Genomic DNA, 15,933 nt, shown 5'->3' with positions numbered 1-15,933 from the left:
TCTTGCCACGCGCTGCGGACCAGCACGCACGTTAAGGATCACTATGGACGCAGAAATTATAAGTTTCCACCCGAAAAACACTTTTCACCCTCAGGGGGGCTCAGCTGCGCCAAAGGTTCGGCGACAGAAGCGCGATGAAGGCCAGTGTCTCAAGGCGCCCCAGAACCATGGCAACACAGAGGATAAGTTTGGCCGGTGTGGTCAGCAGGCTGAGCACAATCGGGTCGCTGCCTGCGATTTCGGTCAGCGGGCCGGTGGTAGCAAGCGCTGCAACCGCCAGCACCAAAGACTGTTCGAAATCCGTCCCCACCGCAGCCAGCGCTGTGCTGACCAGCGCCAGCGACAGAGCAAACAGCATGAAAAACACCCATGCCACAAAGGCACCGTTCTTTTGCAGCCGCTTGGTCCGGTCGCCTTCGCCGCTGACTGAGCTGGGGTGCACAAGCCGCTCCATCTCGCGCAGCCCGTTGAGATAAAGGGCATAGACCCGCAAAAGTTTGACGCCGCCCGCGGTGGTGGCCACACCTCCGCCGAACACTGCCAGCCCCAAAAGGATCATTCCCGGTGTTTCCAATCCTGACCAAGCCTGGGCAGCTTCCCAGTGCATGCTTTCGAACCCGGTGGTGGACAGAAAGGACATCACTGTAAACAAGGTGCCCCAGAAGGCCCGCAGCGCCTGCAGGAAATCCTCGGCAGCATCCACCTCAAAGGCTGCTACCCAATGGCGCAGAAACAGCAGCAGCGGCACGCCAAAGACAATCAGCAGCCCGGTGCGGAATTCCGGATCCTTGTCCAGCCGCCCCTGTCCCGAGGTTACCGTATCGCTGGAAAACGTCAGCCGCGACAAGGCAAAGAACATGAACAGGAACATCACCATTTCGCCGGCCAGGCCGCTGCCCGCATTCTCAACCCCGCCCGTGGCGGAAATGCCCGACGTCGCCATCACCGACATTGCATGACTGAGCCCCGCAAGCGCGTCTTCTCCGGTGATCATCAGCAGAAGCCACAGTACCATCGTCAGCCCGCCGTAAACCGGGGCCAAAGTCCTGGTGACCAGAACCAGCTGGCGCCGGGGGTCGGCCCTTTCCATATGGGCCGGTGCAACGGATCCGCCGCCTGGCTCGCCTTTGGCGGTGACTTCAAACCCGCCAAGCGACATCGGCGCCAGAACGGCCGAGGCGGCAATCCACATCAGCAAACCGCCCAGCCAGCCGACAATGGACCGCCACAGATGCACGCTCGGCGGCACCCGGCCGGGATCCGCCCAAATATCGGCGCCGGTGGTGGTGATGGCACTGACCATGTCGAAGTAAGCGTTCAGAAACCTTGTGCTGACCAAGGCGTCCTGCACCGGCACCGCCAGGAACAGCGGCAGCACGGTGAAGGTCGCCAGCAGGGACAGCAGTTGGCCGGGCATCCCGTAGCGCGGCACCTTGTTGCCGATTGACAGGCCAACCAGCACCACCAGCATCAGCCCTGCCACACCCGCATAAAAGAAACTGCGTGATGTGTGGTGGTCGTCCAGTACCAGCGCATGTACGGCAGGCAGCCACATCGCCAGCGCAAAAATGCCCCAGATCAGCAGGAACAGCGGCAGGCGCAGCACGCCGATAGGAGCTTGGACCGGACGGCGCATCTAGAAATAGTCGATCGATACCTGCAGCAGGCGCTCGACCTCGGGCACATCGTCAGCCATGGCAAAAAGCGCGATGACATCGCCCTCCTCGATCCGGGTTTCGCCCATCGGCCGCAGCATCTCGCCATTTTTCAGAACGCCGCCAACCAGGACCCCTTCCGGGAAATCGGTTTCACGGATCATCTGCCCGGCAATCGGCGAAGTGGACAGCACCTCTGCTTCGATCATCTCAGCTTCGGCATCCCCCAGCGAGTAGACCTGCCGGACCCGGCCGTACCGGATGTGGCGCAGGATCGAGCTCACGGTGGTGGAGCGCGGGTTGATATAGGCGTCAATCCCGAGGTGCGGCAGCAGCGGCACCAGGGTCGGGTCATTGATCAGCGCAATCGCCAAGGGGCAGCCTTCGGCCTTGGCACGCACCGCCGCCAGCATGTTGGTCTTGTCGTCATCAGTGACCGCCAGCATCGCGTCGGCCTTGTCGATGCCTGCTTCGATCATCAGCGACCGGTCCAGCCCGTCGCCGTTCAGCACAATCGTGCGCTCCAGCGTCTCAGCCGCACGTTCGGCGCAGGCGCGGTCGCGCTCGATCACCTTGGAGCGGATCCGGGCAGTACTGCCCTCCAGCGCCTTGGCAACCTCAAGCCCGACATTGCCGCCGCCGACCAGCACCACGCGGTCCTGGCGCTTTTCATGCTTGCCGAACACCTCGATGGTGCGCGCAACATCGTCGGCGTGGCTGAACACATAGCAGCTGTCGCCCACAAACAGCTGGTCACCCGCTTCCGGCGCAAACAGCGTGCCTTCGCGCCGCACCCCCACAACAATGGCCCGCAGCGTCGAAAACAGATCCGTCAGCTGCCGGAGCGGTGTGTTCACCACCGGGCAGTCCTCATCAATCTGGATGCCCAGCAGCTGCGCCCTGCCCTCCATGAAAGTCTCGGTGTCAAAGGCAGCCGGCGCTGACAGCCGCTGCATCGCCGCCGCGGCCACTTCCCGCTCCGGGCTGATCACCACGTCGATCGGCAAATGCTCGCGCTGATACAGATCGGAATAGATCGCAGTCAGATAGCTCTTGGCGCGCAGCCGGGCGATCTTGCGCTGAATCTTGAACACCGAATGCGCCACCTGGCAGGTCACCATATTGACCTCGTCCGAGTGGGTGGCCGCGATGATCATGTCGGCATCGCGTGCGCCGGCCCGGTCCAGCACGTCCGGGTATGAGGCAAAGCCGTGAATGCCCTGCACATCCAGCGTATCGGTGGCGCGGCGCACCAGTTCCGGGTTGCTGTCGACAACGGTGACGTCGTTGTGCTCCCCGGACAGATGCCGGGCAATCTGCCAGCCGACCTGGCCCGCACCGCAGATAATGACCTTCATATGCGTATCCCCTGGAGGCTCCCCTGGCGGCGTTTCGCCCAAAGTGAATGACAGAAGCCGCATTCACGGTCAATTTAATTGTAACTTCCTCTGTTTGCAGCCATTCTTAGGCCATGCGCAGGGATGTCACGATCATGGCGGGCCTTACCCTGCTGCTTGCCGCAGCAGCCTGCGGCCCGCTTCCGGTATATTACAAGCAGGGGGCTGAAGTGTCCCGTCTGCAAACGGACGAGCTGAGCTGCGCTACGGTGGCGCTCAAGGACGCGCCTGTTGCCAATGAAATCCGCCAGCATCCGCCCATTTACCATCCCGGGCGCAAAGTCTGCCACAACGGCAGCTGCTATTACCGGCCCGGCTATTGGGTGCCTGGCAGCTTCTACACGGTGGATGTGAACCGGCCGCTGCGGCAGAGGCTGGAAAAATCCTGCATGGCCTCCAAGGGATACCAGCAGATTGCGCTGAAACGCTGCACCCAGCGCGGCGCCGTCCTGCCTGCGGGCCCGCGGCTGGCACCGCTGACAGAGACCTCCTGCGCGCAGCGCAACCGCGACGGCAGCATCAGCATCCGTCCCGACGGCTGATGCTGTTGCCTTGCCGAAGTTTTGCGGCAGGCTAGCTTTGATTTGCGCCACCGGATCAAGTAGACTCGAGCCCGGATTGTTTGTTCATCAGTTTTTTCCAAGAGAAAGGTACCCGATGCGGATACATTTCCTGATCGCCGCACTGCCGATTGCCGCTGTCACCGCAGCCTGCGAACCCTTGGCCCCTATCGCACCGCCGCCAGCCGCCGCACCGGCCCCTGCGCCTGCACCGGCAACGTACCGGGCTCCGGCACCGGCGCCGGCAACCCGTCCGGCTCCCGCGGCCGCCACACCTGCTCCGGCGGCAACAACAGCCGCGGTCGAGACACCTGAACCTTCCGGCGGCGGCGGTGGCGGCGGCGGTGGATCCGGCGGTGGCGGCGGATCCGGCGGCGGAGGCGGAGGCAGCTGGTAATGCCCTGTTTGCCTGACACCGGCCTGACGCGGGCCCTGTTCGGGTCCACAGCCCGGATTGCTCTGGCCTGCGCAGCCCTGCTGCCGGGCCAGGCTGTGCATGCCGCCTATGAAACCCAGGAACGGAACACTGCCGGCGAAACGGCGATCGTCGTCGGAATTCAGGACTACGACCATGTCTCCGACCTGACCAACACCCGCAACGACGCGGCTGCAATGGCCGAGATGCTGCGTTCCTTCGGCTATTCGGTCTACGAAGGCTACGATCTCGACAAGCGGGGCTTTGAAGCGCTGCTGCGGCAGGCAGCGCTGAACATCCGCGAAGGCAGCCAGGTCTTTTTCTACTATGCAGGCCACGGGATCCAGCTGGGGCGTCGGAATTACCTGCTGACCAGCGATGCCGAGCTGAGCGGCATCAATGATCTGCCGTTCCAGTCTGTAACGCTGGACCAGATCTCGGCCATTCTGGGCGGCAAGGCAGGCAGCCAGATCCTGATGCTGGATTCCTGCCGCGACAATCCCGTCCCTGACGCCAAGCTCAATGCCGAAGTCGGCGCCCAGCTGTATGAGGCCCGCGAAGGGTTTGACGTCTTCCGGCCGCCGCTCAACACGCTGGTGGCCTTTTCAACCTCACCCGGAGCAACCGCGCTGGATGGTGAACCTGGCGGCAACAGCCCCTATACGGCCTCAGTCGTCCGGCAGTTCCCTGCCCGGCCGCAAGAGGACGCAATGACCGTGCTGGCAGCAATCCGGGGCGATGTTTACGCAAGCACCGGAAACATTCAGGTGCCTTGGGAAAGCTCAACCCTGATGCAGAAGATCTACCTGCGTCCGCCGCAACAGACCCTGAACATCGCGCAAAGCGAGCCCGCAGCCACGCTGGCCAGCCTGGACCAGCTGCCTGCCGAGCTGTCGGTAAAAATCCCGCTGGGCCGCTCGCTGGAGCTGGCATCGGAAATCCAGCCCTATGTCGGCGCAGGCACCACCGTGTCGATTGTCGAAACATCGTCCGCCGGAGTGACCTCGCTGCAGTCCGGAGATGGTGCGGCACTCAGCCTCAATTACGCTCCGCAGCTGAACGAACTGCCCGCCCGCAAGGATGGCGGCCAGGTGCGCACCGACCGGATGGTTCTGCGGCTGGCCCAGGGCGAGGCGGTGCGCGATGTCACCCTGAACCTAGAGATGATCGCCCGGCAATGCGACCTGGAAGCCGGGGATCTCCTCGACCTGCAGGGCGTCGGCCTGTACCGCTATCCAAATGAAATCAACCTGAAAGCGGCAGAGGACGCATGCCAGCAAGCTGCAGACACGGCGCCGGAAATCGGCCGTTTCCACTATCAGCTGGGCCGGGCATTGCTTGGGCAAGGCAATCTGACCGGCGCCTTCAGCAAATTCCAGCAGGCGGCCGATCTGGGCCACGTCCGCGCCTATCACGCGCTGGCCAAGCTCTACACCAGCCCGAACATCGACCGCCAGGCCGTGGCGATCCCGCTGGACCCGGACAAGGCTGCCAGCCTGTGGGAACGGGGCATAACGGCGGGTGATCCCTTTGCGATGCATTCCCACGGCAAACGGCTGCTGCACAGCACCCAGCGGCCGCAGGACCGCGAGCGGGGCTTTGACCTGCTCAGCCGGGCGGTGGAGCTGGGCCATACCTATTCCATGAACGAGCTGGGCGTTTTCTTCCTGTGGAGCGGTGCTGAACTGGCACAGCCCCAGCGCGGCCTTTCGTATCTGGAAGCCTCCGCCGGGCGCGGCGACATCTACGGCACCGCCAACCTGGGTTATGTCTATCGCGACGGCGGTGCGGGCAAATCCGTCGACAAAGACAAGGCCCGTGCGCTCTTTGCCGAAGCCGCGCAGCTTGGCCACCCCAGGGCCCCGGGTGAAATCGGCCGCATGATCATGCGCGGCGATCTGCCGGGCAGCGACGCGGCTGAAGCGCTGGAATGGTATGACATGGGACTGTCACGCGGCGACGCCTGGGGCGGCGCCAACGGCGCCTGGGTGGCGCTGAACAAGCTGGCAGACCGGATCCCCGCGCATGCAGCCGCCGCCCGGGCCGGCAAGGCGATGGCACTGAACGACGACGAAGCACGCGCATCCGCCCGGGAGCTGCTGTCAGCGATGCCGGAGACAGATGTGGCCGCCGGCACGCAGTACATCCTGCGGCAGCTTGGCTCCGGCATTGCCATAGACGGGCAGTTCGGCCCGGCATCCCGCAAGCAATTGGCAAATTGGGCCCGCGAGGCAGGCCTGCCTGACACGGTTCCTGCGGATGCCATTGGCCAGCTGCAGCTGGCCGGCCAGATCCATTTTGCGCTGAACCCGATCCGCCAGGACCTGTTCTGATCTTCCCTGCGCCCGGTTTCGCCGGGCGCAGCTGAGCAGATCAGGCCTGCTCTTCTTCGGTTTCCACATGCGCCACCCGGGCGCCCGCTTTGTTGGAGGTCACCACCCCCAGCGACTTCAGTTTGCGGTGCAGCGCCGAACGCTCCATACCGACAAACGAGGCGGTGCGGCTGATATTGCCGCCAAAGCGATTGATCTGAGTCAGCAGGTATTCGCGCTCGAACGCTTCCCGCGCCTCGCGCAGCGGCAAGGTTGCCAGCGCGCCGGACAGCACCACCCGGCCCTCTTCCTGCGGCTTCTCCTCTTCGCGCGGCAGATCCTTGGCTTCGATCGGACCGGTGCCATCGCCGAGGATCAGCACCCGCTCCACCAGGTTCTTGAGCTGGCGCACATTGCCGGGCCACAGCATGGTCTGCATCAGCGCCACCGCCTCTTCGGTCAGCTCGCGCAGCGGCAGGCCCTGAGCCTCGTTGAACTGCTCGATGAAATGCCCGGCAAGCAGCGGGATATCCTCGCGCCGGTCAGCCAGCGACGGCACCGCCACCGGCACCACATTCAAGCGGTGATAAAGCTCCTGGCGGAAAGTTCCGGCTTCGATCTCGGCGTCCAGGTCCTTGTTTGTGGCAGAAACCACCCGCAGGTCGACACGGATCTTGTCCGAGCCGCCCACCCGCTGGAACTGCTGGTCAACCAGCACCCGCAGGATCTTGGACTGGGTGCCCAGCGGCATGTCCGCGACCTCGTCAAAGAACACCACCCCGCCATGGGCCTGCTCCAACAGGCCCGGCTCCACCCCGCGTTCAGCGGATTCGCGGCCAAACAGGACTTCCTCCATCCGGTCCGGTTCGATACTGGCGCAGTTCACCGTGATGAACGGCGCCGAGGCCCGGTTCGAATTGGCATGGATATAGCGCGCCGCAATCTCCTTGCCGCTGCCCGCCGGACCGGTCAGCATCACCCGGCCGTTTGATTTGGTCACCTTGTCCAGCTGCCCCACCAGCGTCCGGTAGGCCGCAGAGGTGCCGATCATTTCTGCAGGTCCGGAGTCCTTGCGCTTGAGGTCGGTGTTCTCCCGGCGCAGGCGCGAGGTCTCCATCGCGCGGCGGATTACCACCATCAGCTGATCGATGTTGAAGGGCTTTTCGATGAAGTCGTAAGCCCCCTGCTTGATTGCCGCGACTGCGATCTCGACATTGCCGTGACCCGAGATGATCACCACCGGAATATCCGGCGTGTCGCGCTTGACCGCTTTCAGGATGTCGATGCCGTCCATCTGGCTGTCCTTCAGCCAGATATCGAGGATCATCAGCGCAGGCTCGGCTTCCTCCAGCCGGGCCATGCATTCGTCGGAACTGCCGGCCTTGCGGGTGGCATAGCCTTCGTCCTCCAGAATGTCCGAGATCAGCTCGCGGATATCGCGTTCGTCATCTACAATCAGAATGTCACTCATGTCAGACCTGCTTTCACTGTGCTCTTGTTTGGCGCCGCCGCTTTGGCCGCGGCAGGCAGGCGGATCACCGCCATCGCGCCGCAATGCGCGTGTCCCTCGAACATGGGGGCATCTTCCAGCGTCAGCGTGCCCCCGTGCTCTTCGATGATTTTCTTGACTATAGGCAGTCCCAGCCCGGTGCCCGCATCACGCGTGGTCACATAGGGTTCAAACAGCCGCGCCCGGTCCTCGGGCAGACCGATGCCATTGTCGGCAATCCGGACTTCGTAGAAATTGCCCGCCTTGTCCGCCGACACCCGGATTTCCGGCACCAGCGCGACAGAGGGGTCCTTGTTTTGCAAGCTTTCAATGGCTTCGCCTGCGTTCTTAATCAGATTGGTCAAGGCCTGGCCAATCATCGTTGCGTCCAGGTCGGACGGCATCTCTGCCTGAGGCAGCGCAGTCTCGATCCGGACGCCCGGCTGGCCCTGCTGCTGCAGGATCACCGCGTCCCGCACGAGTTTGACCAGATCCTCCTCGCGCCGCTCCGGCTCCGGCATGCGGGCGAATTTCGAAAACTCATCGACGATCCTGCGCAAGTCATTGGTCTGGCGCACGATCACGTCGGTCATGGATTGCAGCTGGTCGCTGTTTTCCTCGCCCAGTTTGGGCGCGAATTTGCGTTTGATCCGTTCGGCGCTCAGCTGGATCGGGGTCAGCGGGTTCTTGATCTCATGCGCAATCCGGCGTGCCACATCGCCCCAGGCCGCCATCCGCTGAGCGCTGACCAGATCGGTCACGTCGTCAAAGGCCACCACATAGCCCTCCAGCCCGCCCTCTTCCGAGCGGCGCGGCGACATCCTGACCAGCAGATTTTCCAGCTGCCCCTGGCGGGTCACCTTGATCTCTTCCTGCACCACCTCGGCGCCGGTGCCGATCAATTCAGCAAACAGCGGCCCGAACTCTGGCACAGCCACTGCCAAGGCCAAAGACTGCTGGTCCTCCTGCCAGTCCAGCAGCCGCTCGGCAGAGCGGTTCACAAAGGTCACACGGCCATCAGCATCCAGCCCCACAACACCGGAGGTGACGGATGACAGCACCGAGTCAAACAGGCGGCGGCGGCGTTCGATCTGCCGGGTGTTGTCGATCAACCGCCCGTGCTGGGCCTTAAGCTCCCGGGTCATCTGATTGAAGTACTCACCCAATTGGGCGATCTCGTCACCGTCGCGCTCGACCGGCACCTGCACATCCAGATTGCCTGCGCCGACCCGCTGTGCGGCCACCGTCAACCGTCCGACCGGGCGCGACAGCCGCTCGGCAAACCACATGCCCAGCCACATCGCCGCCAGGATCAGGATCACCGCAAAGCCGATGTACAGGAGTGCAAATTCGAACAGCACCCGTCCGCGTTCGCTTTCCAGCTGCTGGTAGAGATGCGCGGTTTCCTGGGTATCATCCAGCAGGTTCAGCAGTTCGCCATCCACGTCGCGGCTGATGTAGAGAAACCGGTCAACAAAGGCCTCCAGCTGCACAAGGGCGCGGAATTCGCTGTTGTCCCAGTCTTCGATCAGCAGAAAGCCGTCCTCGCGTGCAACCCCGATCTGCCTGTCGTTCGGCTTTTCAAAGTCAAACTCATAGGAGCGCTCGCCCCGCGCCCGGATCAGCCCGGCACTGTCGACGATATAAGCCTCCCGCAGCCCCCGCTGAATTTGCAGCTGGCCCTGGGTCAGCACCTGGCGAAGCTCTGCATCGTTGATGAAAAAACTGCGCGACCGGCTGTTGTCGAGGTATCTTGCCAAAGCACGGGCGTCCTCGGTCAGGTCCTCCTTTTGCTGCGACTGATAGGCTTCCGCCGCGGCCAGCGAGCTGCCGATCACCTGGCGCACCCGCTGCGAGAACCAGCCCTCAAGCCCCACATTCACCGTCAGCACGGCAAAGACCGCAACAATCACAGTCGGGATAAGCGCCAGAAACCCAAAGGCCCCGATCAGGCGCAAGTGCAGGCGGGAACCTGCCGATTTGGACCGACGCGCAGCAAACAGCCGCACGATCTGGGTCATCACCAGCGCTGCAATGGTCAGGATATAGACCAGGTCCGCCAGCAGAATCAGCCGCAGCGGCCGGGACGAGGCGCCCTGCCCGAAAGGCCCGATAATCAGGAAAGTCACCAGCGCCAGCGCCGGCCCCAGCAGAACCAGGCCAATGGTGCCGATATTGCGGGCCTTGCGGGTTCTCCGCCACCGGTCAAAGGCCGCAAAAGGCCCGTATGCCGCCCTCAGATGTGACTTATGCGCCACTGACTGCCCTCATCCTGATGTGCGACTCTTTGCGAGTCACCGCCATATCTCGTGGCCTAGCCTAGGAAATTCACAGCAAGGCCACATTTCTGTGGCGATATTACATCAGTTTGCGGCGGCGTGTCACCTCAATATCCAGATCGGTGATCTTCTTACGCAAGGTATTCCGGTTAATCCCCAGCAATTCAGCACATTTTGCCTGGTTCCCGCCGGTCGCCGCCAAAGCGATTTCGATCAGCGGTGTCTCCACTTCGCGCAGCAGACGCATATAAAGCCCCGGCGGCGGCAGCAAGTCGCCATGCAGATCAAAGTAGCGCTGCAGGTGGCGGGCAACGGACTCCGACAGCTTTTCACTGGCGAGCCCCGCCACAGCCGGCTCCGGACCCGTTTGCGGTCCCAGAACAGCGGCAGCATCCGCCTGGCTGATCTCTTCGCTGCGGGCCGTCAGCGCCAGCCGCCGGACGGTGTTCTCCAGCTGCCGCACATTCCCCGGCCAGCCGAAGTGGCGCAGCACCTCGCGCGCGCCCTCGCTCAACTCCCGGTGCGGCGCACCCTCATTCTCTGCCTTGATCAGGAAATGCTCTGCCAGCAGGGGAATATCCTCCACCCGCTCCCGCAGGGCAGGCACATGCAGCGCCGTGCCGCAGATCCGGTAATACAGATCCTGGCGCAGATCCCCGGCCTCCATCGCCGCCGTCAGGTCTTTCTGGCTGGAAGCTATGAACCGCGGCGCATGTTCGCCCGGAGCATCCATCATCCGCACCAGCCGCGCCTGCGCTTCCTCCGGCAGGTCGGCCAGTTCATCCACAACCAGCGTACCGCCCTTGGCCTGCGCCAGCAGCCGGGCCGGGCCTTCCAGCTCGATCAGGCTCCCCGCATCAGCATGTACCAACGGCAGGGTGCGCCGGTCGGAGAAGTCGTGAATAGCCTGCGCAATCAGCGACTTGCCTGTACCGCTTTCGCCGGTGATCAGCAGGGGCAAATCCGTGTTCATCACCCGTGCGATCAGCCGGTAGAGCGCCTGCATCACTTCGCTGCGCCCGATCAGCGGCAATTCCTCCGGACGCTCCTGCGATCCGTGTTTCGGCGCTGAGGGCGCAATCCGCTTTGCTGCCAGCGCCTTGGCAGTGCGCTTCATCAGCTCCGGAAGATCAAAGGGTTTCGGCAGGTAGTCATAGGCTTCTGCCTCCTCCGCCTTGATCGCCGTCATGATGGTGTTTTGCGCCGAGATCACAATCACCGGCAGCCCCGGCCGGTCGGCCTGGATCTTGGGCAGCATCTCCAGCCCGTTCCCGTCCGGCATCATCACATCCGAGATCACCACGTCACCCTTGCCTTCGCCCACCCAGCGCATCAGCGTTGTCAGCGAGGAAGTCGCATGCACCTTGCACCCCGCCCGTGTCAGCGCCTGGGTCAGAACAGTGCGGATGGTGCGGTCGTCATCAGCGACCAGAACGGTGCCGTCCATGGATCAGCTCTCCTGCTTGGCGTCACGCGGAACGCGCGACAACGACAGCCGGAACACCGTGCGCCCGGGAACCGAGCTTACTGAAATCCAGCCATTATGCTCCGAGACGATCTTGCTCACCAAAGCAAGGCCGAGCCCGGTGCCGTTTTCCCGGCCCGAGACAAACGGGTCGAAAATGTCATCTTTGATCTTGTCCGGCAGTCCTGGCCCGTCGTCGCAGATTTCGATCTGCAGCGGCAGCAGCTTGCCGGTTCCATCGCTGCGGCGCAGCCTAAACGAATGCTCGTAGAAGGTGCGGATATGGATGTGCCCACCTTTAGAATCAGCAGCTTCCGAGGCGTTCTTCAAAAGGTTCAGAACCACCTGAAGCAGCTGGTCGGCATCGCCCCAGGCCATCGGCAGCGACGGATCGTATTCCTCGCTGATGGTCATATGGGCACCAAAACCCAACAGCGCCGAGCGCCGCGCCCGGTCCAGCACGTCGTGCAGGTTGACCGGTTTGAAGCCCGGTTCCGACAGGTTGCCGAACTGCTCAACCTGCTCCAGCAGCTTCACGATCCGGCGGCTTTCGCTGACGATCAGGTCGGTCAGTTCCAGATCTTCGGGGCCAAGATTCATACTCAGCAGCTGCGCTGCGCCAGTGATGCCCGCCAGCGGGTTCTTGATCTCATGTGCCAGCATCTCTGCCATGCCGATGGCAGAGGCGGCAGCAGACTTGGCAGAATGGGTCTGCGTCATCCGCCCGGCCAGCTCGCGCGGGCTGACCATCAGCAGCATCACGCCCTCCTGCCCCTGCAGCGGCGACACCTGCACCCCGCATTGCAGCGGCGCACGGCTGCCGGAGCCAACGTCGATATCGTTTACAAAGAGGGGCGTGCCTTGCTCCCGCGCACGGGCAAAGGCCTCCTCGATCGGCGCATCAATTGCCAGCGTGTCCCAAACCGGCTGCCCGGTCAGTGCCTTGCGGGAGGCATTCAGGAACCCCTCACCGGCGGCATTCACATCGGCAATCCTGTCCTCAGCATCAATCAGAAACGCAGGCACCGGCAAGGAAGCCCAAAGGGCGGCACTGTCCATCATGCAGCAGCCTCCGGTCGTTCAGTGCTCAGCGCCTCGGGCAGCAGAGCCAGCACCTCTGCCGGGTTCTTTTCCGTCAGCACGGCGCGGCGCGTCACCGGGCCGGTTCCGGCCTCATCCATGTACCAGCCCAGATGCTTGCGCGCGACACGCACGCCCAGATCCAGCCCGTAGAAGTCGAGCATCGCCCGGTAATGCTCTGATACCATTTCTATAAATGCTTCACCCGCCGGCACTTCAGGCGCCGGAGTGCCCCACAAATGATGCGCCACCTCTGCCAGCAGCCAGGGCCTTCCCTCGGCGCCGCGCCCTATCATCACGCCATCCGCACCGGACTGCTCCAGCGCTTGCCGGGCGGTCGCGGTGCCGACAATATCGCCATTGGCCAGCAGCGGCACACTGACGGCCTCCTTAACGGCGCGGATCGCCGCCCAATCGGCTGAGCCCTTGTAGAACTGGCAGCGGGTGCGGCCGTGAATGGTCACCATCTGCACACCGGCTTCGCAGGCCCGCCGCGCCACATCCGGGGCATTCAGGCAGTTGTCGTCCCAGCCCAGCCGGGTCTTCAGCGTCACCGGCACATCCACCGCGCTAACAACTGCCTCAATCAGCTTCAGCGCGTGATCCGGTGTCTTCAGCAGCGCCGAGCCGGAGTATCCATTGGTCACCTTCTTCGCGGGGCAGCCCATGTTGATATCAATTATCCGGGCGCCCTGTCCGGCAACGTGTTTGGCGGCTTCTGAAATCCAGTACTCATCCCGCCCGGCCAGCTGGACCGCGGTATTCTCAACGTCGGCGCTCAGCTCGGCCCGCTCACGCACCCCGGGCTTGGCCTGCACCATCTCCTGGCTCGCCACCATTTCGCTCACCATCAGCCCCACCCCAAAGGACCGGACCAGATCCCGGAACGGGCGGTCGGTGATTCCGGCCATGGGCGCCAAGGCGATCGGCGGCGACATCGAGGTGGTTCCAAGCGTAAAGGACAACTGCCTAATCCTTGTGCAACTGGGGCGTTTTTACCCGAAGCCCTTGCTATGCAGCAACGAAACAGCCCTTTGCAAGGCAACTAAAATCATCGTTTGCCTATTTTTTAAGCAGGTTTCGCAGGGTGATTGCCACTTCCGGCGCCACCTCATAAACAATGCGGGAACTTCTTATGAGATCCGCATGACCACAGCAGCCTTGATCGTCGCCGCAGGCCGCGGCACCCGTGCAGGCGGCGGCACGCCCAAGCAGTGGCGCCCCCTGAAGGGCCGCCGGGTCATCGATTGGACGCTTGCCGCTTTTGAAAAAGCGGGCGTGGACCTCACCGTGCTTGTCCTGTCTGCTGATGACCTGCCCGCTTGGGCGGAATTTTCCGGCAGGCCTGGCGTGGTTCTGGCAGAAGGCGGGGCCGAACGTGCAGCCTCTGTCCTGAACGGGCTAAGGGCGCTTGAGCCGCATCATGTGGACAAGGTACTGATCCATGACGCGGCCCGCCCCTGTGTCAGCCCTGAACTGATTCACAGCATTATCAATGCCCTGGACGAAACATCTGCGGCAGCCCCGGCGCTTGCGGTGACCGATGCCCTGTGGACCGGAGTGCAAGACAGCGTGACTGGAACCCAGGACCGGACCGGCCTGTTTGCTGCGCAGACCCCGCAAGGCTTCCGTCTGGACGCAATTCTCGCCGCACATAACAGCCATCCGGGCGGCGCCGCGGATGACGTCGAGGTTGCCCGGTCTGCAGGGCTTGACGTCCGCATCATTCCGGGCGAGCCGGACAATATCAAAATCACCCGCCCCGAGGATTTCGCCCGGGCGGAACGAATTCTGGGAGCAGAGATGGATATCAGGCTTGGCAATGGCTACGACGTGCACCGGTTCGGTCCAGGCAGCAGCGTGAGCCTTTGCGGGGTGGAAATCCCGCACGAGAAAACCCTGCAAGGCCATTCAGACGCGGATGTCGGTATGCACGCCGTCACCGATGCGATCTATGGCGCGCTGGCGCGCGGCGACATCGGCCAGCATTTCCCGCCCTCCGATCCTCAATGGAAGGGCGCCGCCAGCGAGATTTTCCTGCGGCATGCCGCCGATCTGGCGCGCGAGATGGGGTTCACGATCTCCAATGTCGACTGCACGCTGGTCTGCGAATACCCCAAGGTCGGCCCCCATGCCGCAAAGATGCGCGAAGTCATGGCGGGCATCCTTGGAATCGATGCAGACCGGGTCTCGATCAAGGCCACAACTTCCGAACGCCTTGGCTTCACTGGCCGCAGCGAAGGCATCGCAGCGCTGGCCACGGCCGCATTGGTGAAAGCATGACTGCGGCGCGGCTGATCGGCACGGTTGGCGGCGTCGGATATCTGCGCCCTGCGCCTGGCACTTGGGGTTCGCTTGCAGCACTGCCGCTGGCCTATGTGCTGCATCAGCTTGGCGGCTTCCCGCTCTTGGCCCTGGCAACGCTGGCCAGCATCCCCGCCGGTCTTTGGGCGACCAAAGTCATGACCGCAGGCAGCGCCAACCACGACCCTTCGGAAATCGTGGTGGACGAGGTCGCGGGCCAGTGGATCGCGCTTTGGGCCATTTCCTTTCCCGCCTGGAGCAAGGGTATCGAAATCACCGCGCTCTGGCCCGGCTGGATTGCCGCTTTCGTGCTGTTCCGCCTGTTCGACATCTGGAAACCCGGCCCCGTTGGCTGGGCGGATCGCAAAAAGGGTCCGTTCGGGGTAATGATGGATGATGTCATCGCCGGCATCATGGCCGCCATCGGTGTGGTCCTGCTGGCCGGTTTCTCGCACGGGGTTTTGGGGTTATGAGCATCGACGCGGCCAAGCTGATCGAACGCGCCAAGGCGGCAGGCGTCACCATCGCCACGGCTGAAAGCTGCACCGGCGGCATGATCGCAGCGGCGCTGACCGATATCCCAGGCTCCTCAGCCGTTGTGGACAGGGGCTTTGTCACCTATTCCAACGCCGCCAAGATGCAGATGCTGGGCGTGCGGCTCGAAACGCTGGAAACCGTTGGTGCCGTCAGCGAAGAGGTTGCGTCCGAGATGGCGGAGGGCGCGCTCCGCAATTCCGGCACCGCCCTGGCGGTTTCGGTCACCGGCATCGCGGGCCCAGGCGGCTCAGAGTTCAAACCCGAAGGCCGCGTCTGTTTTGGCCTCGCATGCGCGGACCGCAAAACTGTCACCGAGACCGTCGAGTTCGGCGCCCTGGGCCGCGCCAAGGTGCGTGAAGCCGCCCGCAACCATGCGCTTTCGCTGCTGATGCAGGCACTTTCGTAAACCGGCCGCATTCCGGGCACCGCCCGCCCAAGCC

The 15,933-nt window shown here is 63.3% G+C and carries 12 protein-coding genes; 5 read left to right on the top strand and 7 right to left on the bottom strand.

Annotated elements, in window-relative coordinates; translation table 11 throughout:
- Positions 1-100 precede the first annotated feature (100 nt).
- Positions 101-1,636: a TrkH family potassium uptake protein gene (locus RA20_RS00275; RefSeq protein ID WP_039123595.1), complete on the bottom strand. Its 1,536-nt coding sequence runs from the start codon at positions 1,634-1,636 to the stop codon at positions 101-103.
- The gene (gene trkA, locus RA20_RS00270) at positions 1,637-3,013 is read right to left on the bottom strand and encodes a Trk system potassium transporter TrkA (RefSeq protein WP_039123593.1); all 1,377 of its coding nucleotides are present in this window, start codon (positions 3,011-3,013) and stop codon (positions 1,637-1,639) included.
- A gap of 134 nt (positions 3,014-3,147) precedes the next feature.
- Between trkA and RA20_RS00265 the strand changes: the two genes are divergently transcribed.
- Both RA20_RS00265 and RA20_RS00260 read left to right on the top strand, forming a co-directional pair.
- Entirely contained in the window at positions 3,148-3,594 is a 447-nt protein-coding gene (locus tag RA20_RS00265) for a hypothetical protein (protein ID WP_241482181.1), read from the top strand.
- A 414-nt stretch (positions 3,595-4,008) separates the two neighbouring features.
- Positions 4,009-6,360 (top strand): caspase family protein, encoded by a 2,352-nt coding sequence (locus tag RA20_RS00260; RefSeq protein WP_082017869.1) that lies wholly within the window; start codon positions 4,009-4,011, stop codon positions 6,358-6,360.
- A 40-nt stretch (positions 6,361-6,400) separates the two neighbouring features.
- On the opposite strand, the gene ntrX is transcribed toward RA20_RS00260, so the two are convergent.
- The 5 genes from ntrX to dusB form a co-directional block, all read right to left on the bottom strand.
- A complete protein-coding gene (ntrX, locus tag RA20_RS00255) occupies positions 6,401-7,810 on the bottom strand; it encodes a nitrogen assimilation response regulator NtrX (RefSeq protein ID WP_039123589.1) in 1,410 nt (469 codons plus the stop codon).
- A complete protein-coding gene (locus RA20_RS00250; protein WP_039123587.1) occupies positions 7,807-10,086 on the bottom strand; it encodes a sensor histidine kinase NtrY-like in 2,280 nt (759 codons plus the stop codon). Before RA20_RS00250 ends, ntrX begins: the two co-directional genes overlap by 4 nt.
- Before the next feature lie 100 nt (positions 10,087-10,186).
- Positions 10,187-11,554: a sigma-54-dependent Fis family transcriptional regulator gene (locus tag RA20_RS00245; protein ID WP_039123582.1), complete on the bottom strand. Its 1,368-nt coding sequence runs from the start codon at positions 11,552-11,554 to the stop codon at positions 10,187-10,189.
- Positions 11,555-11,557: 3 nt separating this feature from the next.
- Positions 11,558-12,634, bottom strand: coding sequence for a two-component system sensor histidine kinase NtrB (locus tag RA20_RS00240; RefSeq protein ID WP_039123580.1), 1,077 nt, complete (start codon positions 12,632-12,634; stop codon positions 11,558-11,560).
- A complete protein-coding gene (gene dusB, locus RA20_RS00235; protein ID WP_039123579.1) occupies positions 12,631-13,617 on the bottom strand; it encodes a tRNA dihydrouridine synthase DusB in 987 nt (328 codons plus the stop codon). The genes RA20_RS00240 and dusB overlap by 4 nt, the downstream gene beginning before the upstream one ends.
- 181 nt (positions 13,618-13,798) lie before the next feature.
- Here dusB and RA20_RS00230 point away from each other — a divergent pair, with 181 nt between their 5' ends.
- From RA20_RS00230 to RA20_RS00220, 3 genes are read left to right on the top strand one after another with little or no spacing between them, the layout of a single operon-like run.
- Positions 13,799-14,935 carry a bifunctional 2-C-methyl-D-erythritol 4-phosphate cytidylyltransferase/2-C-methyl-D-erythritol 2,4-cyclodiphosphate synthase gene (locus RA20_RS00230; RefSeq protein WP_039123578.1) on the top strand — a complete coding sequence of 379 codons (1,137 nt, stop codon included), beginning with the start codon at positions 13,799-13,801 and terminating at the stop codon, positions 14,933-14,935.
- Positions 14,932-15,429: a phosphatidylglycerophosphatase A family protein gene (locus tag RA20_RS00225; RefSeq protein ID WP_039123577.1), complete on the top strand. Its 498-nt coding sequence runs from the start codon at positions 14,932-14,934 to the stop codon at positions 15,427-15,429. Before RA20_RS00230 ends, RA20_RS00225 begins: the two co-directional genes overlap by 4 nt.
- Positions 15,426-15,899, top strand: coding sequence for a CinA family protein (locus RA20_RS00220; RefSeq protein WP_039123576.1), 474 nt, complete (start codon positions 15,426-15,428; stop codon positions 15,897-15,899). The genes RA20_RS00225 and RA20_RS00220 overlap by 4 nt, the downstream gene beginning before the upstream one ends.
- The last annotated feature ends 34 nt before the right edge of the window (positions 15,900-15,933 follow it).

Origin of the sequence: Leisingera sp. ANG-Vp, from assembly GCF_000813725.1 — a bacterium.
Lineage (GTDB): Bacteria > Pseudomonadota > Alphaproteobacteria > Rhodobacterales > Rhodobacteraceae > Leisingera.
This window is presented reverse-complemented; position numbering and strand designations above follow the sequence as displayed.